This is a genomic window from Persicobacter psychrovividus, assembly GCF_036492425.1.
Taxonomy (GTDB): domain Bacteria; phylum Bacteroidota; class Bacteroidia; order Cytophagales; family Cyclobacteriaceae; genus Persicobacter; species Persicobacter psychrovividus.
On record NZ_AP025292.1, the window covers coordinates 265,184 to 286,281 of the forward strand.

17 protein-coding genes are annotated in these 21,098 nt (G+C 43.0%); 5 read left to right on the forward strand and 12 right to left on the reverse strand.

Features of this window, described 5'->3' with window-relative positions; genetic code table 11:
• Window positions 1-15: 15 nt before the first annotated feature.
• The 9 genes from ruvA to kbl form a co-directional block, all read right to left on the reverse strand.
• Window positions 16-606 carry a Holliday junction branch migration protein RuvA gene (gene ruvA, locus AABK40_RS01150; RefSeq protein ID WP_332919841.1) on the reverse strand — a complete coding sequence of 197 codons (591 nt, stop codon included), beginning with the start codon at window positions 604-606 and terminating at the stop codon, window positions 16-18.
• Window positions 607-790: 184 nt separating this feature from the next.
• On the reverse strand, window positions 791-1,213 hold the full coding sequence (locus tag AABK40_RS01155; RefSeq protein ID WP_338397426.1) for a secondary thiamine-phosphate synthase enzyme YjbQ: 423 nt from the start codon (window positions 1,211-1,213) through the stop codon (window positions 791-793).
• 49 nt (window positions 1,214-1,262) lie between these two features.
• Window positions 1,263-2,135, reverse strand: coding sequence for a ComEA family DNA-binding protein (locus AABK40_RS01160; protein ID WP_338397427.1), 873 nt, complete (start codon window positions 2,133-2,135; stop codon window positions 1,263-1,265).
• 82 nt (window positions 2,136-2,217) lie between these two features.
• A complete protein-coding gene (locus AABK40_RS01165; protein WP_332919838.1) occupies window positions 2,218-2,847 on the reverse strand; it encodes a riboflavin synthase in 630 nt (209 codons plus the stop codon).
• 98 nt (window positions 2,848-2,945) lie between these two features.
• Entirely contained in the window at window positions 2,946-3,986 is a 1,041-nt protein-coding gene (locus tag AABK40_RS01170) for a hypothetical protein (RefSeq protein ID WP_338397428.1), read from the reverse strand.
• A 125-nt stretch (window positions 3,987-4,111) separates the two neighbouring features.
• Entirely contained in the window at window positions 4,112-5,221 is a 1,110-nt protein-coding gene (locus AABK40_RS01175; RefSeq protein ID WP_338397429.1) for a glycosyltransferase family protein, read from the reverse strand.
• Window positions 5,222-5,254: 33 nt separating this feature from the next.
• The gene (locus AABK40_RS01180; RefSeq protein ID WP_338397430.1) at window positions 5,255-6,625 is read right to left on the reverse strand and encodes a sensor histidine kinase; all 1,371 of its coding nucleotides are present in this window, start codon (window positions 6,623-6,625) and stop codon (window positions 5,255-5,257) included.
• Window positions 6,615-8,006, reverse strand: a complete 1,392-nt coding sequence (locus tag AABK40_RS01185; protein ID WP_332919889.1) for a sigma-54-dependent transcriptional regulator — start codon at window positions 8,004-8,006, stop codon at window positions 6,615-6,617. Before AABK40_RS01185 ends, AABK40_RS01180 begins: the two co-directional genes overlap by 11 nt.
• 243 nt (window positions 8,007-8,249) lie before the next feature.
• Entirely contained in the window at window positions 8,250-9,440 is a 1,191-nt protein-coding gene (kbl, locus tag AABK40_RS01190) for a glycine C-acetyltransferase (protein WP_332919834.1), read from the reverse strand.
• Between the two features lie 402 nt (window positions 9,441-9,842).
• On the opposite strand from kbl, the gene AABK40_RS01195 reads away from it, so the two are divergent.
• Window positions 9,843-10,772, forward strand: a complete 930-nt coding sequence (locus AABK40_RS01195) for an NAD-dependent epimerase/dehydratase family protein (protein ID WP_332919833.1) — start codon at window positions 9,843-9,845, stop codon at window positions 10,770-10,772.
• Window positions 10,773-10,872: 100 nt separating this feature from the next.
• Here AABK40_RS01195 and AABK40_RS01200 read toward each other — a convergent pair whose 3' ends face one another.
• From AABK40_RS01200 to AABK40_RS01210, 3 genes are all read right to left on the reverse strand, one after another.
• Window positions 10,873-12,894: an LruC domain-containing protein gene (locus AABK40_RS01200; protein ID WP_338397432.1), complete on the reverse strand. Its 2,022-nt coding sequence runs from the start codon at window positions 12,892-12,894 to the stop codon at window positions 10,873-10,875.
• A gap of 199 nt (window positions 12,895-13,093) precedes the next feature.
• The gene (locus tag AABK40_RS01205) at window positions 13,094-15,094 is read right to left on the reverse strand and encodes an LruC domain-containing protein (RefSeq protein ID WP_332919831.1); all 2,001 of its coding nucleotides are present in this window, start codon (window positions 15,092-15,094) and stop codon (window positions 13,094-13,096) included.
• Window positions 15,095-15,349: 255 nt separating this feature from the next.
• Window positions 15,350-16,795 (reverse strand): NADP-dependent isocitrate dehydrogenase, encoded by a 1,446-nt coding sequence (locus AABK40_RS01210; RefSeq protein ID WP_338398054.1) that lies wholly within the window; start codon window positions 16,793-16,795, stop codon window positions 15,350-15,352.
• 402 nt (window positions 16,796-17,197) lie between these two features.
• On the opposite strand from AABK40_RS01210, the gene AABK40_RS01215 reads away from it, so the two are divergent.
• The 4 genes from AABK40_RS01215 to AABK40_RS01230 all read left to right on the forward strand — a co-directional run bounded on the left by AABK40_RS01215 (window position 17,198) and on the right by AABK40_RS01230 (window position 21,056).
• Window positions 17,198-17,977, forward strand: a complete 780-nt coding sequence (locus tag AABK40_RS01215; protein WP_332919830.1) for an enoyl-CoA hydratase/isomerase family protein — start codon at window positions 17,198-17,200, stop codon at window positions 17,975-17,977.
• Window positions 17,978-18,055: 78 nt separating this feature from the next.
• A complete protein-coding gene (locus tag AABK40_RS01220; protein ID WP_332919829.1) occupies window positions 18,056-19,558 on the forward strand; it encodes an oligosaccharide flippase family protein in 1,503 nt (500 codons plus the stop codon).
• Between the two features lie 26 nt (window positions 19,559-19,584).
• On the forward strand, window positions 19,585-20,016 hold the full coding sequence (gene dut / locus AABK40_RS01225; RefSeq protein WP_332919828.1) for a dUTP diphosphatase: 432 nt from the start codon (window positions 19,585-19,587) through the stop codon (window positions 20,014-20,016).
• Window positions 20,017-20,045: 29 nt separating this feature from the next.
• On the forward strand, window positions 20,046-21,056 hold the full coding sequence (locus tag AABK40_RS01230; RefSeq protein WP_332919827.1) for a sugar phosphate nucleotidyltransferase: 1,011 nt from the start codon (window positions 20,046-20,048) through the stop codon (window positions 21,054-21,056).
• Window positions 21,057-21,098 lie beyond the last annotated feature (42 nt).

The following is a 21,098-nucleotide window of genomic DNA, read 5'->3' on the forward strand; positions in this document are numbered from 1 at the left end:
GTGAGTTGAAAAAAGTTAGTTCTTAAGCGCCAATTTGATGATGTCTTCGACAGTAACATCACTTCCATGCTTTTTGATGATCGTCGCGATGCTTTTTTCGGCAGTAGCTTTCGGAATGCCGAGGGTGGTCAGGGCCATCAGGGCCTCTTCTTGAACTTGTGAGCCTTTGGCTGTAGTGCCTCCAGCAGGCGCTTCCAGGCCTTCTTTAATAAATTTGTCCTTAAGCTCAAGGATGATTCTCTGGGCAGTTTTTGCGCCAATCCCCTTAATTTTTTGCACGGTTTTTACATCCTCCGCTACAATGGCCTCCTTTAGGGCTTTAACTTCCATGGAAGAAAGCATGACCATAGCGGTATTTGCTCCGACGCCATTAACACTGATCAGCTGGGTGAAAAGCTTTTTTTCAGAGATGTCGAAAAAGCCAAACAGGGTATGTGAATCTTCTTTTACCTGCAGGTAAGTGGCCAGTCGAACTTCCTCTTTTTGGTCCTTTAGGCGATCATAAGTATTCAGTGAAATACGGATATTATAACCTATCCCTGCAGTTTCAATTACTACATAGGTAGGCTCTTTTTCGGCCAAACGACCTCGGATATATGCAATCATTGGTTCTTAAATTCTAAGGTGTAGTATCTCATTGGCAGTTCAGCCAATAAAACATCCTTAAATTAATAAACCTTCTACAATTATTAGTACCTCATTAAAGATTTAATCTTTTAATGTTTTCGATTTTTATCGGATTGGAGTTCTTTGGTATCAGAAATTACTCATATTGTTAGAGAATAGTCGTTTACTGACCATGCACCGTGATCATAACTCGCCTTTGCCCTCCATAATTCCGATGCTCGCCAAGATAGACCCCTTGCCATGTACCGAGGCATAGTGAGCCGTCTTTTATTGGAATAGTTATATTTGATCCGATTAATGAAGCTTTAATGTGTGCAGGCATGTCATCGGGACCTTCGTAGGTGTGCTCGAAGTATGGCGTATGTTCAGGAACGAGTTTGTTGATGAACGCTTCGAGGTCGGTACGGACAGTCGGGTCGGCATTTTCATTGAGCGATATACTGGCAGATGTATGTTGAATAAACAGGTGAAGGAGCCCTGTTTTTATTTGTCTGATCTCCGGCATGGCCTGAATAATCTGATCGGTAATCAGGTGAAATCCGCGAGGGTATTCTTTGAGCTGAAGTGTCGTTTGAAAGTACTGCATTTTTTAAAAAATAGATGTTGAGCCAAGATAACAGTTTTTGTCAGAAGGGTCAATCAAAGCTGAAATACGGACGGGCCATTTGTGTTTTTTGATCGTCCCATTCAAGGACGCTTTGTAAGTGGGCAATATTGGTGAATGGGAAATCTTCGCGTTGGTTACATATGGTTTTTACCATTTCGTATTCCAGGTATGGATGCCGAAGCAAAGCTTTAAATTCTGCTCGATTGATTGAAATAGGGGCGATTTTTACGGTGGCGATGCGCCCATGCTTGTGAATGAAAGCGATACTCTTCTCATCCATGCCATAGACTTCCTCAAGCTGACTGATATGGTGGTAGCCGCCAAGGGCCTTTCGATAATTAATGATAATTTTAGCTCTTTTGGCACCTATGTAGGGGATTTTTTGCAGGGCTTCGGCATCAGCGGTATTGAGGTCGAGTGTCCATTTTTTAGCTTTCGGTTTCTGTTTGGGAAAGGGCTTATATTTTAGCTTGGCTGATTTTGTTTTATACTCAGGGAGCTGCACAAAGGCCTGTAGTTTGTGGAGCATGGCGGTGTCAATTTTCGTGATCTTCAGCAGGTCTTTTTTATATCGAAATTGTCCCCCTTTGTTGCGGTAATTGGTGAGGTGTTTTCTGCTTTCGGGGGCAAAGCCTAATTGCCGCATTTGGAGGTCGGTAACGTCATTGGGGTTGAAGAGAAACAGGCTGTCCTGCTTTAATGATTCTTTAATTTTCAGTAGTGCGGTGGGGGGCTGTGGTGTTGGTATAATACCGGCGTACTGGGCGAGCTCTTTACTTGATTTACTGAGGATTGGTGCACAAAACAGACAAGCAACCAACAGAATGTGGAGTGCCAAAACAGCAGAAGCTTGCGTGGAGGTCAGCTCAAAATGATCCTTGAATTTATTAAAAAAGCGCATAGATTTTTAATTAAATAAAGATCTATGCGCTACTTGGGTTTAATCATCAGCCCTATGGAAAGGGTGCTTTTTTACCTGATTCTTATTGCTTTGATTTTAATTTTTCCATTAGAAAATCCTGATAACCACCTTCGAAAAGTCGCTGGACATATTTTCCCAAAATATCAAACTCAAGGTTTACAGTATCTCCCGCTTTCAATGTTCTGAAGTTGGTGTGCTCGTGCGTGTAAGGGATGATGGTGACACGGAATTTCCCTTTTTCTTCAGTATTAAAAACGGTCAGGCTGACCCCATTAATGGTGATTGAGCCTTTTTCTACACAGAAATTTCCCGTAGAAGGATCATACTCAAAATCATATAACCACGAACCGTCAACCTCCTGAACTTGCGTACAAGTACCAATCTGGTCCACATGCCCCTGAACAATATGTCCATCATATCGTCCGCCAGAAGCCATTGCACGCTCAAGGTTAACGAAATCTCCTGTCTTCAACTGGCCGAGTGCTGTTTTCTTCAATGTTTCGTCCACCGCAACTACCGTAGAGGTATTTCCATCCAATTCAGTGACCGTAAGGCAAACCCCATTATGGGCAAGACTCTGGTCAATCTTCAGCTCAGGAGCCAAAGCCGATTCAATCTTGATCACGGCATTGGATTGCTCCCTGATGATCTCTTTGATGGTCCCAAGTTGTTCAATAATTCCTGTAAACATATATGTATGGTTTTTTTAGCCTTTGCTTTTCAATGTGGCAAAATACAAAATTTTCTTCAAGGGAAGTAATGCTGTTGGCCGTGTGCGGCAATAGATGATTAAGCCCTCGGACGGATCTTTTGTTTGAACAGCATACTGAGGCTTTCGTAAAGTACCTCGCCCATATTTTCACACTTCAGGAAGGCTTTGGATTTATAAAGTTCAGACAGTTCACTTCGCAGGGTAATCACATTTTCGGGCTTGGAGATATGGTCGGTCTTCATCACGTCGATAATCTGATCCACTTTGTAATGCGCCGCACGAATTCGGTTTCGCATTCTTGATCGTTCTTCTTTTTGATATTGAAGTTCCAGCTCTGGCTCAATGTGCTTCATGCCGAGTTTAATAATCGGGTTGTTTTGCATAAAGTACTGCGGAAGGTAAATGACCCTGCGACCTTCATAGCATTGCTGATCAAAGTCAATAGGGCGAATACGATAGTGCACCTCATCAAAATCAGGGATAATCTCCACCACAAAGTTGTTGGCGTGCATGTCTCCGAGTAGGCGAACAAAGCAGCGCTCATTGAATTTTACAAATTCTTTGGCCAGACGAATCTCATTTACCTGACCTTCAGTCATATAATCAGCCATAAACTGGTCGCCAGGCATTCCTTGAATGTGTTCCTCGATCAGGGTGTTGTTATTCACAAAAAAGGTCATGTTGTTCGGCGAGAGCAGGTGCTCGAGCTCAAGGCCGTAAACCCTGGAGGCATCGGCTCTTTTGACATAAAAATAATCGAAAAGATCATTGATACGGTTAACGACACGAATACGGAAAGGGCGGGTATTTCCGTAGGTACATACATCAATGCGATCGATATACAAGTGCCTGATGACAGACTCATCACCATCAGATTTCAGTAGCGCATAAATATATTTCAGGTTCGAATGGACGTGTTCCATCTCATTGGGAGGGAAGAAAACGGTCTCCCAGAGGGTGTCGTTGTCATGTGCGTCAAAGAGTGGAATGGAGCTGTCGTAGCGCAACAGGTCCTCGTAAGCAATGGGTAAATCAGCCTGCCGACCATGCTGATCACAATAACCAAGCAGTTTGTCTGATATAGGATATATTATTTTTTTCTTGCTAATAATAGCCATAGTGTTCTGTTTGATTGTCTGAACACAAATATACCAATTGGAATTACTTTTGACTTCGAATATTCTTCAAAAATAACAATTAAAGGATATTTATCTGTAGGCAAGGAACAACAGCCTGCGAGAAATTAAATGCGAAGGTGTTCCCGCTTGTGCCACAGCCCGCCAAGGCCTTTTAGTATTTGTTCTTCAGCAAGGCTGAACCATTGGCGTTGAGGGTTTTCTGAGGAGGCAGCTACCTGCAGGTGATCGATCAGCAACTGAATGTCAAAATGGTCAGCGGTAATTCCTGCCCCTGCATTTTGGGCATCTATGGCATTGGTGGCTTGCTCGTATTGGCGTGCAACGGGCACCATGAACACCTTTTTGCCCAGGTGCATGGCTTCTGTTACTGACTCAAATCCTGCGGTGGTAATCAGCCCTTTGCATCGGCTCATTTTTTCGAGAAATGACGAAGCATTCAAGGGGTGGCAAGTGAGGTTCGGCTGAGGTGAGTGAGGGGCTTTCCATGTTTTCCGATCAGAAAATAAGTGAATACAAACCTCAGGATGTTGGCTTTGCCAGGTCATGATATCATCAGCGTAACCATCATTGACGACGTAGGCCAGAAAATAGTCTTCGGCATGCTGGCTTGCTGTGGGTAAGTCGTCCCGTAAAAGTGGCGGACAAATGATGGTCTTGCTTTCGGTGGGCAAAGGTGCGTAAGGAGCAAAAGAAAGGGCAATTTTGAGGTCGGCACCCCAACCCATAAAATAGTTGCTCAGCTGATACATCCAACGCTCAAACTGTCGGTGTGGTAAGTGTGGGAAGTCGGGGTGAGTGGCCAGGAACTGGTGCCCGACGGTGATTAGTTTCGATTTGGGCTGAAAGAGCTTCTGGTAGCACCCACCGAGGAAATCACAAAAACTGATGATGGCATCGGCTTTTTTCTCGGTGCTGACCTGATGAATGCGTTGGCAACTGCGAAAATATTGCCCCAAATACAGGCATGATTTCAGGGCAGACCGAACCACACGGATTCGTTTTCGGTGGCGGTCAGTGATAAAGTTGGGGCTGTGGATCCGCTCTACTGGGCACGTAAAATGCGGTTCAAAATAAGGGGGGGCAGCTCTTCGCTTTCCTTTTCCCAAAAACACATGTACCACCTCGTGCCCTGCCCTTTCAAGCAGGTTTTTCATTTGCATGGCTTGGGTCATGTGCCCTCGCCCTTCAATCTGTACCAGGAAAATGAAGCGCATGTGTTGGCTTTTTGATGTTGAAAGTGGGAAAGATTAAAGCTCGTAATTTTTCAGACGGATCGTGAATGTAGTCCCCTCCCCTTCTTTAGAAACTGCGGAAAGGTTGCCTTCATGCTGACGGATAATCTGCCTTGAAAGTGCCAGTCCAATGCCCGAACCGTTCTTTTTGGTGGTGAAAAATGGGATGAAAATTTTGGTCAGGGCTTCCTCTTCTATACCACAACCATTGTCGGTGATTTTCAGGTAGGTATACTTATCGTCTTTTGTGGCAGAAAGCATGATTTTTCCATATTCCGAAATGGCATGGCAAGCATTCAGCAACAGGTTGATCAGCACCTGTTGTAATTGCTGAGCATCGGCATTAATTTTCAGGTCATCAGGAATGATCTGAATGTCCATCTGAATATTTTTGGCGCAGGTTTCATGCTCCATCAGCTTGGCACTTTCGTCATACAATGCCCGCACACTGATGGTTTGCTTGTCAGGCAATGGTACCTTGGTCAGGCTTCGGAAATCTGTAACAAACTGAATCAAGCCTTTTCCACGTTTCTGAATTGTGCGGACGGCCATCTGTAAATCTTCGAGGTCTTCGATGGGATAGGCGCAGTGGCTGGCATCGTCCTCACAATTATCGAGGGTCTGTACAATATCACCTTCAATTGTGGAGGCCAGGGAAGAAATCGGCGTGATCGAATTCATGATCTCATGGGTCAGTACCCGTACCAGCTTCTGCCAGGCTTCCATCTCATTCTGATCCAGTTCAGACTGAATGTTCTGAAAGGAAATCAGCTTGAAATTCTCCCCGTTCAGGGTCAGTTCAATGGCCAATAAAGAGAGGTTGAGGGTTTCACTGTTTTTGATGATTTTCACCAGGCTCCGCCCGCCAGTCTTGAGGTTCTTGATTTGCTGTCGTAGTGCAGGGTGTTCGGCGCCCAGGGCAGAAATATGGTTGATCTTATCAATCCCCAGTAAATTTTTAGCTTCGGCATTACAGATCTCCACCTGCCCTTTGGAGTCGAAGGAGATCAGTCCAATACCAGCATGCTGAACAATATTTTTCAGGTAATGATATTTGCCCTGTTGTTCTTGCGGCTCCATTCTAAACTCGTCTAAAAAGTTATTGAAGGAATGGTAGAGCGAGGTCAGGTAGCTGTTATCCTTGAGCTTCGGAAATCTAAATTTGGAATTAGGCTGATTTTTCAGGCTGTTGAATTTTTCAATCACATTATTGATGTCTTCCACCATGCGAATAAATAATACGACCTGGAGGCCGATTAATCCCAGCAATAACATGGAAGACAGTATGGCATCCTTTTTAAAAACCATAAAGGCAAGGCCGAAAATGGAAATGCTCAGGGCAATAATGCGCAGAAAGACTTCCTGCTTGAAGGATTTATATTCCATATTTTTGTAGTCGTCTGTAAAGGGAGGCGCGGGTGAGGCCAAGTTCTTTCGCTGCCTGTGAGATATTCCCGCTATGTTTGTCAATGGCTTGCTGAATGACTGTTTTCTCTACATCGTCCAGGTTGAAATTGGCAGGAGTGGCAGCAGGTTCTTCCTTAATGCTATGGATGCTTTGCTGTAAAAAGAAGAAGTCTTGATCTGTCAGAAACGCATTATCACACATGATAATCGCCCGTTCGATGGCATGCTGAAGCTCGCGGATATTTCCTGGCCAGGCATATGCCTTGAGTTTCTGATGCCCCGCATCGTCGATGCTGATGCCTGCCTTTTGATATTTTTTGCTGTAGGTTTCCGTAAAGAAATTCGCCAAAGTGGGAATGTCTTCTTGTCGGTGGCGCAGTGGCGGCAGGTGAATTTCCACCGTATTGATTCGGTAAAGCAAATCCTGTCGGAAGCCACTCTGGTGCACCATATCATGAATAGGCATGTTGGTGGCCGCAATCAGCCGAATATCAATCGGGATAGATTTGTTGCTGCCGATTCGTGTAACTTCCCGTCGCTGAAGGGCTGTTAATAGTTTGGACTGAAGTGGCATGCTCAGGTTCCCGATTTCATCCAAAAACAGAGAGCCTTTGTTGGCCATTTCAAATCGCCCAACACGGTCGTCTTTGGCATCGGTAAAGGCGCCTTTTTTATGCCCGAATAGCTCGGACTCAAAAAGGGTTTCGGTGATGGCGCCCATGTCCACATTAACAAAGATATTTTTTTTGCGCAGCGAGCGGTTGTGGATTTCCCTGGCCACAAGTTCCTTTCCAGTACCATTTTCACCGAGGATCAAAACATTGGCATCGGTTCCTGCTACTTTATCGATGATATTGAAGACATTTTTCATTGCAGGGCTGTCGCCGATCATCTGCCCGAAGTTATCCTGCTGGGCAGCTTGCAGCTGACGGTTGGTCTGGCGGAGGGTGTCAACCTGTTCGTAGGATTTCCGCAGTTTCATGGCGGAAGTCAGCGTGGCCAACAGCTTCTCATTTTGCCATGGTTTGAGGACAAAGTCAGTGGCGCCTTCTTTCAGTGATTTTACCGCCATTTCTACATCTCCGAACGCGGTGATCAGGACTACAACCGCATTGGCATCTCGCTCCAGAATATGTTCGAGCCAATAAAAACCCTCCTTACCCGAGGTGGTGTCTCGGCTGAAATTCATGTCGAGCATAATGACATCATAGGTGTCATTATTCAGCAGGAAAGGGATTTTTTTAGGATTTTTCTCGATAATGACTTCTTTAGCGTGCTTACGCAATAACATCTTTGCTGCAAACAATACATCTTCATCGTCATCAATGACTAAAATTTTGCCTAATGCTTTGTCGTCCATCATGGTTTTGTTATTTGTAATATTTATTCCCAAGACAATGCCAAAAAGAAAAAGGCGGCTGTGGCATCGTGCAGCGGGTTAGGTGTGCCTTTAGCGGACACTTTTGTGAGCGATAGTGAACACTACTGTCCGATTTTGAACAATATACTCAATAGTAACAAATAATGAAAAGGCATAAAAAAAATCAGGCCACCTACTGAAATGCAGCAAGGTGGCCTGATCAAATTTTCGTCGTGAAATGGCTTATTTAATCACGCCCAATTTCTTACCTACTTTAGTGAAAGCAGCAATTGCCTTATCTAAATGCTCACGCTCATGAACCGCCGAGATTTGCGTACGGATACGTGCCTGGCCTTGCGGTACGACAGGGTAAAAGAAGCCAATCACATAAATGCCTTCTTCCAAAAGGTCAGCAGCGAATTGTTGTGCCAATGGTGCATCGTATAACATCACAGGAACAATTGGGTGGTTACCTGGTTTGATATCGAAACCTGCAGCCGTCATTTTTTCACGGAAATAAGCGGCGTTTTCCCAAACTTTATCACGCAATTCGGTGCTTTCTTCCAACATGTCGATCACTTCGATCGATGCCCCAACAATACTTGGTGCCAACGTGTTGGAGAACAAATATGGACGCGAACGCTGACGCAACATGTCGATGATTTCTTTACGACCTGAAGTGAAACCGCCAGAAGCGCCTCCCAAAGCTTTACCGAAAGTACCTGTGATGATGTCAATTCTGCCCATTACATCGCAGTGCTCATGCGTTCCTTTTCCTGTTTTACCCATGAAGCCTGAAGAGTGGCACTCATCCACCATCACCAAAGCTTTGTATTTGTCGGCCAAATCACAGATTTTATCCAACTGGGCAATGGTACCGTCCATAGAGAATACAGAATCTGTAACGATGATGCGGTGTTTGGCGTCCTGGGATGCTTTCAGTTGCTCTTCCAAATCCGCCATATCATTGTGCTTGTAGCGGTAACGTGCTGCTTTACACAAACGCACGCCATCAATGATCGAAGCGTGGTTCAGGGCATCAGAAATAATGGCACTGTCAGGGCCAAGAAGCGGTTCGAATACCCCACCATTGGCATCAAATGCCGCTGCATATAAGATCGTATCTTCGGTTCCCAACCATTTGGCCACCTTTTGCTCTAACTCACGATGGATGTCCTGAGTACCGCAAATAAAACGTACAGAGGATAAACCGAAACCGTGGGTGTCGATTGTTCTCTTGGCAGCTTCAATAACACGTGGGTGTGAAGAAAGGCCAAGGTAGTTGTTTGCACAAAAATTGATGACTTCTTTGCCTTCAGTAGTTTTTATTTCCGCTCCTTGTGGAGTAGTAATAATACGTTCAGATTTGTAAAGACCAGCGTCTTTTATTGCCTGAAGTTCTTGCTCCAATACGGGCTTTAACGTTTCGTACATAATTTTAAAAATGGAGGTTTATGGAATGTATCCGAAGATAACATTGAGTAACTAATAAATGACAGTCTAATATTTTGTTAAAGGGAACTTTCTTCGAATATTATTAATTTCAAATAATTTCTGCATGGTAAAACTTTTTGGGTGCATTTGGCTAAACTCTTGATTCCAAAGCTGATACTTGTCGGTATCATTTTTCTCAAAAAGGTTTGGATTAATATTCTTCGATCTCAAATATTCGATAAATTCCATAATCTTAGGCTGTTTACTGATTCAAAAATCATAAATTAGACCCGAAATCCCAAGGTATCATGAGTGCTTCAGGGGTGATTTTAAATTTATTCATATTTCGATAAGAATAATTAAAATTAATTTAAAAAAATTCATCTTTTTTTTGTTTCAGGAATGGAGAGAGTATTAGTCATAGGCGCTTTTGGGCAGTTGGGATCAGAGTTAACCGATGAGCTGAGAAAGCTTTACGGGGAGGATAATGTCATTGCATCAGATATTACAGCAGCACGAGCACAGGCAGCACGTGGCCCGTTTGAGCAGTTGGATATTTTGGACCGTGCCCGCTTGGGGGAAATTGTTGAAAAACACAAGATTACACAAATCTATAATCTGGCAGCTATTTTGTCTTCTATTGGGGAGTCGAAGCCAGGTGTAGCTTGGAATGTCAACATGAATGGTTTGGTCAATGTATTGGAGCTTGCACGTGAGAAAGGGTTGAATAAAATCTACTGGCCTTCTTCTATTGCTGTTTTTGGCCCTGATACTCCCAAGGTGATGACTCCTCAGGAGACGGTGATGAACCCTTCGACGATGTATGGTGTCAATAAACTGGCTGGAGAGAAGTTGTGCCAATACTATTTTCAGAAGTTTGGTGTCGATGTTCGCTCGGTAAGGTACCCTGGCTTGGTAGGCTATAAAGCGATGCCTGGTGGAGGAACAACAGATTATGCTGTTGATATTTACTTCAAGGCAAAGCAGGGCGAAGAGTTTACCTGTTTCCTGGATAAAGGAACAGTTTTACCAATGATGTATATGGATGATGCGATCCGAGGGACAATTCAGCTGATGGAGAGCCCTGCGGAAAAAGTGAAGATCCGTACTTCTTACAACCTTGCAGGGATGAGCTTTGCTCCTGAAGAAATTGGTTCTTCCATTCAGAAAATCATTCCAGATTTTAAAATGATTTATGCGCCAGATCACCGTCAGGAAATTGCGGAATCATGGCCAGATTCCATCGACGATCAATTCGCACAAGCGCATTGGGGGTGGAAACCAAAATTTGATTTGGATGCGATGTCAAAAGACATCCTGGAAAATATTTAACAATCGATTTACCGATTACGAGCTGTGAGTAGTGATGACTCATTTTGACATAAAAAAAGCCCGAAGCATTTGCCTCGGGCTTTTTAGTTAATCTCTCAAATTATGGTGCACTGTAAATATTGTTTGTATTTCGGTAACCTGTCTCATCCATGTACCAGTCTGTAGCACTTGTACCACCTGACTGTACCCATTCGATAAACTTCAGGTGTGCCGTATTGATGGCTCTACCTTCTTTAGGGTAAGCGAATGAGGTTGGAATATTGATTGCCCACGGCAAGTTGTTTCCTGATTTATAATATTTGTCAATATTCGGTCTGGTATCATCATCATGTTGTCTGAATAATGCGATATCAGCAAGTGCTGTGTTAGGCTTTCCCGGTAAGTGAACCTCAGTTCCTCTACCTTGATCCGCAATCAGGAATGGGTCAAATGGAGCCTGTCCAATTTCAGTGAATATCAATGGCGTATTCAGCTCAATAGACATTCTTATTGTATCAGGTGTAGTATATTGATTTTCCTGAATTACATTGACATATGATTTACCTTCAGGGGACGGCATGATATCATAGGCATTGGCGAAAATTGGAATAACTGCAGAGGTGGTAATGCCAGACTCCACACCATTTACAGTTTCGAACAAGTTCTTTTTGAATGGCTCGTCATCAGGATCAGAAGTCAATAATTTCACAGATTTAATATCTGAAGGTAACAGCGCAGGGAAGTTGATCGCAAAACCGTTCAGGTAACTTGCACCAATAGCTTTAATAACAAATTCTGCTTCGATAAAGGTAACACCATAATCGCCATTTTTAACAATTTGGTATTGGTAGTCAACGACCAAATCATTGAAGTCATAATCTCCTTTACTTGGCCATAAATCCTCATAAGCTAATGAAGCATAACCTCCAGAGTTTGGATAATACTCATAGTAAGTACGGTTAGGATCGTTAGGGTCTCTGTCGAATTTATTATCTAAACCATCATCATCATCATCTTTTGGAACAGAAGTATTTGGTATATCATTGATGTCAATCTTCTTGCTGTATTTTAAGGTAAACATCAAGTCATTAAAGTCCTGATCACAAGCTGGAGAATTTCTGAAAATATCCTCAAAACCAATCACCACCTGATCTTCTGGCGCATAATAAAGCAATACCATGTGTTTTTGCAGTTCAGGATCCGACTCAGGGTTGAATTCAGCTCTTGAATAGAATGTACCCTTTGAAGTATTCGAAGGTTGATAAGTTGTTCTGTTGAAACCATCAGCAATTAAGAAAAAGCCAAGAGTTGTACCTTCGTCAAAAGAACCTAATTCAAATTTATCACCTGAATATAAAGCGCCACCACTGCCGTAATAAGAAGCATTTGGGAGTATAATAGTGCGGGAGATGTTTTCAAGGGTAGGCGTTGTGCCTGTTGGGTAAGTGTAGAAGCCCAATACATTGCGATATCCAGCGCCTTCATGCATAAAGGTAAGCGTGATTTCTGTGTCATCTTCCTTAATTTCGACTTCCTGAATATCGGATGCGAGGTATTGAGGGTTATAGTCTGGTACAGGGTAACCCTCAGGAAGTGAAACGTTAATGGCATCTATAAGGTCAGTGGATGCCGCTACAAAAGGTAAAACAGTGTAAGAAGGGAAACCATATTCGTTCCAGGTACCCAGATAATTAAATCCTAATGCAGGGTCTCCGGTGATTGTTGCCTGTACTGCTTCAGTACGATTGTTTGCTGCACGGTCACCATTGAACTCAAAGGTAAAGGCGTCAGAACGTTTGATCGCAAATGAATCTTGAGGGATACCAATATCAGAAAATTTAATATACATGTTTTCTGTTGCTGTTGGTATATTCATTTCATAGAAGAAACTGCCATCATCACCTGTAACTCCCTCAACAACTGGTTTGAAGTCTTCGGACATCAGGGTGAAACGTTTGTTTTTTAAGGAGGTGTTAATTGTTACTCCTTGAACTGCCTCCATCTCATAATTAAAGCCATCAGGAACAAGGGCTCCTTCAAGACCATCGGGTGGTGTTGGGTTGGGGTTAACATTCTCCCGATCGGATTTACAGGCAAATAATGCCATCGCGGCGAATATGATTACTAAATAATGTTTTTTCATTTTGAGAATAGGTTAATAGTTTTTGAAGAGTTACGAGCCCTCCGTGGTGTAGTTATTTTTTCAGGAAATTAGATCTCTTGGTATTATATAATGGATGTAAGGTTGGTTGTGGAAAGAGATTGCTTTGTGTTAAATTAAGGCTCCCTTCAACTAAAGAGGGCAGAAGGGAGCGAGGGCTTACAGGCGTAAGCCAGATGGCTTAATAAATATTACTGTCATTCCTGTATTCAGGTAAATCAAGATACCAATCCTGGTAACTGCTTCCGCCAGATTGCACCCACTCAACGAATTTTAGATGGCCTTTTTCAATAGATTTTCCCTCTTGGGTATAATCAAATGAAACAGGAAGGTTGATGGCCCACGGAAGGTTATGGTTTGATTTGTATAATTTGGATCCTGAGAGGTTTGAATCGTCATCGCCTTCACCAAACAAATCGACATCTGCCAATGAGGTGTTTTCATGGCCAGGAAGGTGGATTTCATAGCCACGTTTCATGTTGGCGATCATGAAAGGATCGAAAGGGGCATTACCGATTTCAGAAATAAGTTTAGGAGTGGTCAGTTCAATAGAGAAACGGAGGGTGTCGGGGGTTAAGTAAGGATTGGCTTTCACCACATTAACATATGCCCCTCCAAAAGATGGCATGATATCATACGCATTTTCAAAAATTGGAATAACGGCATGTCGCTGCCCTCTTTCTGTTCCGTCAGAGGCACGCTGGAAGAGTCCAGTACTGAAGACGGCATCATTCGGGTCTTTCGTTACGATTTTTGTTGATTCAATATCACCTTGTCCGAGTTCTGGGAAACTAATTGCAAAACCATTGCTATACCCAGCCCCGATGGCTTTGATAATGATTATTCCTTCAATAAAGGATACTTTGTAATCCGCATTTTTAACGATCTGATATTGGTAATCCAAAACAAGGTCATTAAAGTCGTAATCCCCTTTACTTGGCCATAAATCCTCAAAAGTTAAAGAGGCATAAGTCCCTGCACCTGGGTAGTAGTCATAATAAGTTCTGCGGGCATCATTCGGGTCGCGATCAAAGGCATTATCCACACCGTCGTTGTCACTGTCTGAAAAGGTCTGTGTCGTTGGTACATTGCTGGTCGAGAATTGAGGTGTACTGGTAATGGTCAGTACAAGGTCGTTAAAGTCATGGTCACAGCCACTGTTTTCTCGGTTAAGGTCTTCAAAGCCAAGGACAAATCGGTCTTCGTCCTGATCCCATAGCATTACCATATGCTGCTGGTTTGGATCCTGTTCAGGATTCAGGTCAAGTAAAGAATAGAAGGTGCCTAAAGGAGATCGGGAAGGCTGTTGGCCATCGTAACCACTTGGGATGATGAAAAAGCCAATGGATGTTCCAGCATCAAACGTTCCTAATTTTACTTTATCGCCCATCATTAGTCCACCACCACTGCCGTTCAAGGACGCATTAGGGAAAATGATTGTTTTATGGCTGAGTTCTTCAGGGGTCTGTGGAGGCGTATTTGTTGGATAGGTGTAGAATCCGATTGTGTTTTTGAAACCCGCACTTTCATGCACAAAGGTAATCCAGACCTCAGAATTGTTCTGAGTTACTGCAAATTCCTTCACACTGCTTTGGAGGTAATGTGGGTTGTATTCAGGGACAGGGTAGCCTTGTGGCAAAGTGGTCTGAATAGTTTGGATAAAGTCCCCACTGATATTGTCTGAGATGGGTTCAAGGTAATCTGGCACACCATTGGTATCCCAGCCACCAAGATAGGTGAAGCCGAGTCCAGGGTCGCCGTTGATTTTTGTCGCCTGGGATCTTTCGTTTCCTCTGCTGGTTTTCAGCTGGAAATCAAAGCCAGCACTTCTTGAGATGGCAAAGGAATCTTGTGGAACGCCAATTTTATTGAATTGAAGGTAGATTTTGTCAGAGGCAGTAGGGATATTCAAGGCGTGTGAAAATTGACCATTGGCATCTGTTTTCTCTTCAAGGATAACGGCTAAATGTTCATTCATTAACCGAAAAGGGGTGTTTTTAAGGTCAGTATCAATAGTGATACTGTTAATGTTTTCAGTTTCAAAATTGAAATCCTCGGGAATCGACAGGTCTTCTAATGCAGTAGAATTTGGTTGGACTCCTTCGTCAGGTTTATTGTTACAGGCCGCGACCAATAGCAATACCATAAGGCAAAGGAAAGAAAGATGCTTTGTCATCGTCATAATTGAATGGTTGTTTGGTGGGTATAACGATGACGATCAGTATGGTATTAAAGAATTTAAATTTAGGAGCTTATTTAGATGTAATATTTGGAGTGCAAAATATGAAGATGATTTTTTGTGTCGAAAATCGGGGTTATTTCTACTGGAATGAAACACAGATTTTTTGAATATAAAAAAAGCGATGACCTATGCTGAGTTATAGGTCATCGCTAAATATTTAATTATAACATGGCGTTTGTCAGTTCATAGCTGACCTTATTCGCCCTGTCCTAAAGAGTAACCTCTTTCTCCGTCAAAATCATACAAGTGTTCCGTTTTGATAAAATCGATATTCTTTTTCGCCATCAAAGTTAAAAGATCAGCCACCTGCTGATGGGTGTTGGTACCCGCTGTAGCGGTGAATCGACAACGCCAATGGTCTGAACAGGAAATTTCAGGGTTCCCATTAGGGTATACCTTGACACCTCTATTGGTGATCATTTTTAATTTCAGGCCGTCAGGTTGTAGTGCGGCTAACCTTTCCCCTATTTCATTAGGGTTCATGGTTTCACTTTTCCAGTCCACGAATACATCAATTCCAACAAGTGTTTTGGTTTGTGGAGGGTAAACGCTCATCGGTAATGGCTCGCTCTTTTGCTCGGAATAGGTTACGGCTTTTAGTTCCGAAGGTACCTGACCCAAACGCTCGATTACGGCATCGGCAAAAGCAGTAGTGCCTACCAAGGCCTTGCTGTTGTTCTTATCGTAGATATCAGCAGTGTGAAAGCCATCTTCAATGGTTTTTAACCATGCATTCTGAATTTTAGCCGCCGTTTCTGGGGCACCAATATGAACAAGCATCAGCACAGCGGCATTAATCAAGCCCGAAGGATTGGCTATATCCTTACCCGCAATATCAGGTGCAGACCCGTGAATGGCTTCAAACATGGCATAGTTCTCCCCTACGTTTGATGATCCGCCAAGTCCCACGGAGCCCGTGATTTGCGCAGCGATATCAGAAATGATATCACCATAAAGGTTCAGGGTGACGATCACATCAAAAATGTGAGGGCGATCGGCGATCATGGCAGAGCCAATATCAATGATCATATGTTCCTGCTTAATTTCAGGGTATTCTTTTCCTACTTCATCAAAGACTCTGTGGAACAAACCATCGGCTTGTTTCATGATATTGTCTTTGGTCATACAGGTTACTTTTTTACGGCCGTACTTACGTGCATACTCATAAGCGTAGCGGACAATCTTTTCACAGCCTTTTCTTGAGATCAGTTTCAAACACTGTACAACATCTTCTGTTTGCTGATGCTCGATTCCTGCGTAAAGGTCTTCCTCGTTCTCACGAATAATCACCATGTCCGTTAGCGGATGGTGCGTCTGAACATAAGGGTAGTAAGATCGGCAGGGGCGCACATTGGCGTAAAGCCCCAGGGTTTTTCGGGTGGTTACATTAAGGCTTTTGAATCCTCCGCCTTGTGGAGTGGTGATCGGTGCTTTAAGGAATATTTTATTTCTTCGCAGTGATTCCCACGATTCAGGTGCAATGCCTGCGGAAATCCCTTTCAGGTAAACCTCTTTACCGATCTCAATTTCTTCAATATCAATAGGTGCATTCGCCGCTTTAAGAATGGCTAAAGTGGCTGCCATGATTTCTGGTCCGATGCCGTCGCCATGGGCAACAGTGATGGTTTTGTTGGGCATAATTTGGTATTTAGGGATGATTTAGGCTTTGTTGAATATCAATTCTTCGATCAATTTAAGAAAAATATCAATGAATTCTTTGTTATGATTTACACTAAGTGGTGGGTTTTATGATTTTTTTTAACAAAATAAATTATCGACTTGACTTGTTTTGCTTTAAAAATAGATTTTTATTAGACTGATGCTTAAATTAAGCACGAATGTTTTTTGTGGTCAGGAAATTGCTTTAATTTCGCCACAATAAAATTTCAAATAAAGCTAATGGGCTTAAAATGAGGAGTCATTGGAGGGAAGGGAGTTCAGGCGGGTACTTGTGCTGGCTTTGTAGTTTCTTTAAATTCATTCAACATCCTTTGTGATTTTAAGGTCATCCTTTATATTTGGTAAAAAAATTCCATTTAAGTAATGTTTAAATCCATCGAGTTTGCGGTAGAAGATCACGTTCTGCTACTGACGATCAATAAACCTGAAAAGTACAATGTGCTGGACTTACAGACATTGGAAGAACTTCGGGAAGCTATTCAGCAGGGATATGATGACGAGGAAGTGTTGGGGATGATCATCACCGGCGCAGGCGAGAAATCGTTTTCTGCAGGGGTGGATATCAACGAAATCAAGACCCTTAATGAGCTGAATGGAAGAAAATATTCCGAAACAGGGCAGGAAGTGTTCGCACTTATTGAGGATTGCCATAAGCCCGTTATTGCGGCAGTGAATGGCTTTGCTCTTGGGGGCGGTTGTGAATTGGCGATGGCTTGCCATATTCGTGTGGCGACAGAAAATGCGCGCTTTGGCTTACCAGAAGTTAATTTGGGGTTGATCCCTGGTTTTGGTGGTACGCAGCGTATGGCACACATTGTTGGTCGTGGAAAAGCAATAGAACTTATGCTTACAGGAGACCATGTTCCTGCGGCTGAGGGCAAAGCTTTAGGCTTGGTGAACCATGTGGTTTATTCACATGAAGAGTTGATGACTAAGGCGCGTGAGATTATGTCGAAAATCATTAATAAAGCTCCTTTGGCGATTGGTTCTGTGATCAGCTGTGTGAATGCGGCATCTAAAGGTACCGATGCTGGTTATCAGTCTGAGGCGAATAATTTTTCCAATTTGTGTAAGTCTTCTGATTTTAAAGAAGGCGTAAATGCTTTTTTGGAAAAGCGAAATCCTGAGTTTTTGGGAGAGTAAAATAAGAAACAGATAGTTTTAAAATAATCAGGAAGGATTGGGCTACCCAATCCTTCCTTAGTTTATAAGCATTTTTGAATGAGTAGGTTGAAAAAACTTGCTGGCGATACGGTTCTCTATGGGATGAGCAGTATCGTTGGGCGGACTCTAAATTATTTTTTAGTCCCGTTATATACCAAATTTCTGAGCCCTTCAGAATATGGTGTCGTGACAGAGCTTTATGCCTATGTTGCCTTTTTCCTGATCCTGTTTACCTTCGGGATGGAAACCACATTTTTCCGCTTCGTTTCTCAGAATAAAGCAGACACGCAGAAGATTTTCAATCGGGTATTGTCGATAGTAATGATTGTCGATACCATTTTGGCCTTAGGCTTGGTGGCCTGTGCTACTCCGATCATGAATTACCTGGAATACCCAGGCAAGGAGGCTTATGTGTATGCGCTGGCTTTTATCCTGATGCTCGATGGTATCAATGCCTTCCCTTTTGCAAAGCTGAGGATTGAGGGGCGTGCCAAGCGTTTTGCCATCACCAAGATGATCAATATTCTGGTGAACATGGGGCTGAATATTATACTTTTGGTGGGGATGAATGAAATCATGACCAATGGTGCCTTTCCTGCCCTCTACCCTTTTGTCAGTGAAATTTACACTCCAGCACTTGGGCCCGCAATTGTGATATTTTCCAATATGGTGGCCTCCATGGCAAATTCGGTCATGCATTTTGGTATTTACAAAAGGTTCAGGTTTAAGCTCGACTGGAAGACCGTTCGGCCGATGGTGATTTATGGTGTCCCATTGCTATTTATGGGTGTTGCAGGAACAACAAGCGAGATGTTTTCAAGGCTGATGCTAAAGAAAATACTGCCTGTTGGCTTTTACCCTGGCTACACCAATCAGCAAATTTTGGGAATATTCGGCGCATGTTACAAGTTGGCAATATTCATGAACCTGGCGATTCAGGCTTATAAGTATGCCGCAGAACCCTTTTTCTTCAATAATGCTCAGGATAAAAACTCCCCCGCTCTTTTGGGGAAAGTAACCCATGTATTTACCGCTTTCGGGAGTATTGCCTTCTTGGCAGTGGTAGCCAACCTTGATATTATCTCCCATTTATTTCTCCGTCAGAAGGCCTATCGCATGGCCATGGATGCTGTTCCAATTTTGCTGATGGCCAACTTGTTTTTGGGTATTTATTATAACTTGTCCATGTGGTACAAGCTTACCGATAAAACTTATTTCGGCACTTACCTCTCTGTTGGTGGGGCAATCATGACCATCGTTCTAAATTATTTTCTGATTCCTGTAATCGGATATATGGGGTCTGCCTGGGCTACTTTTGCCGTTTATGGCGGAATGACGGTGGTGAGCTACATCTTGGGGAAAAAGCATTACCCTGTTCCTTATCAGGTTGGTCGGGGCTTGCTTTATCTGAGTACCTCAGGCGTGTTGGCCTATTGCTGTTATCATATGCATTTTGATAATTATCTGATATTAAAAGGGATTCAACTGCTGATCTTTTTGATCTTTGTCGCAATGGTGTTTATTTTGGAGCGAAAAATGATTCAACGCCGATCTGTATAGAAGTAGGCTGAAAAATATATATCGTAATGAAAGTTAAAGTAATTAATAAATCAAAGCATGGCCTTCCGCAATACCAAACGGAAGCAGCGGCAGGTCTTGATCTCAATGCCAACCTCTCTGAACCTATTACCCTTGGTCCACTGGAGCGTGTATTGATCCCAACGGGTTTGTTCATGGAACTTCCTGTTGGTTTTGAAGCGCAAATTCGTCCACGTAGTGGTCTGGCCTTCAAGCATGGCTTGTCAGTATTGAACAGCCCAGGAACCATTGATGCCGATTATCGTGGCGAAGTGAAAGTGCTTTTGGTAAATTTATCCAATGAGCCTTTCGTCGTGCAGGATGGAGAGCGCGTTGCGCAAATGGTGATTGCCAAGCATGAGCAAATCGCCTGGGAAGAAGTAGAAGTGCTGGAAGATTCTGCGCGTGCAGCGGGCGGTTTCGGAAGCACAGGAAAATAGTTTTTTAATCTCAATTCATCATATAGTTCATGAATATTATTATTCCTATGGCAGGAATGGGGAAAAGAATGCGTCCGCATACCCTGACCGTGCCTAAACCATTAGTTCCAATTGCAGGTAAGCCTATTGTTGAGCGTCTGGTAGAAGATATCGTAAAAGTTTGCCCTTCTGAAGTAGAAAACATCGGTTTTGTAATTGGTAAAAATTTTGGTGAGGATGTAGAGAAAGATTTGATCCAAATTGCCTCTCGCACAGGTGCTAAAGGCCATATTTTTTATCAGGAAGAAGCTTTAGGAACTGCACATGCCATTTATTGTGCGAAGGAAATTCTGGAAGGAAAAACCGTAGTGGCATTTGCTGATACCCTTTTCAAGGCAGATTTTACGCTGGATATAGAGCAAGACGGTATTATTTGGGTGAAAGAAGTGGAAGACCCTTCGGCTTTTGGTGTTGTTCAGCTTGATGATCAAAAGCGAATTATGGCCTTTGTGGAAAAACCGAAATCTTTCGTTTCCAATTTGGCGATCATCGGTATTTACTACTTCAAAAAAGGAGAAGACCTTCGTCAGGAAATTAGTACGTTGATTGACAATAAAATCATGGACAGCGGGGAGTATCAACTGACCCGTGTGTTGGAGAATTTGACCAACAGCGGCACGAAGTTTTACCCTGGAACAGTGCAGGAATGGCTGGACTGTGGTAATAAAACGGCTACTGTAAATACCAATCACCGTTATTTGGAATATATCAAGGATGAAAAAGATTTGGTAGACCCTACCGCACAAATCATCAATTCCGTGATTATCCCTCCTGTGTATATCGGCCGTCAGGCTCGAATCATCAACTCTGTGGTAGGGCCTCACGTTTCAGTAGGGCACCGTACAGAAATAACAGACGCAAGGGTGGAGAACTCCATTATTCAAAAAGACAGTGAGATCAACCGTGCGATCCTAAAAGATTCTATGATTGGTAACCACGCCTCTTTTGATGGTAAATCAAAAACCATGAGCGTAGGGGATTTCAATACGATTGCAGAGTAAACGGCAGTCAATCATCATGAAAAGGCAAAGAAATGACGTGCT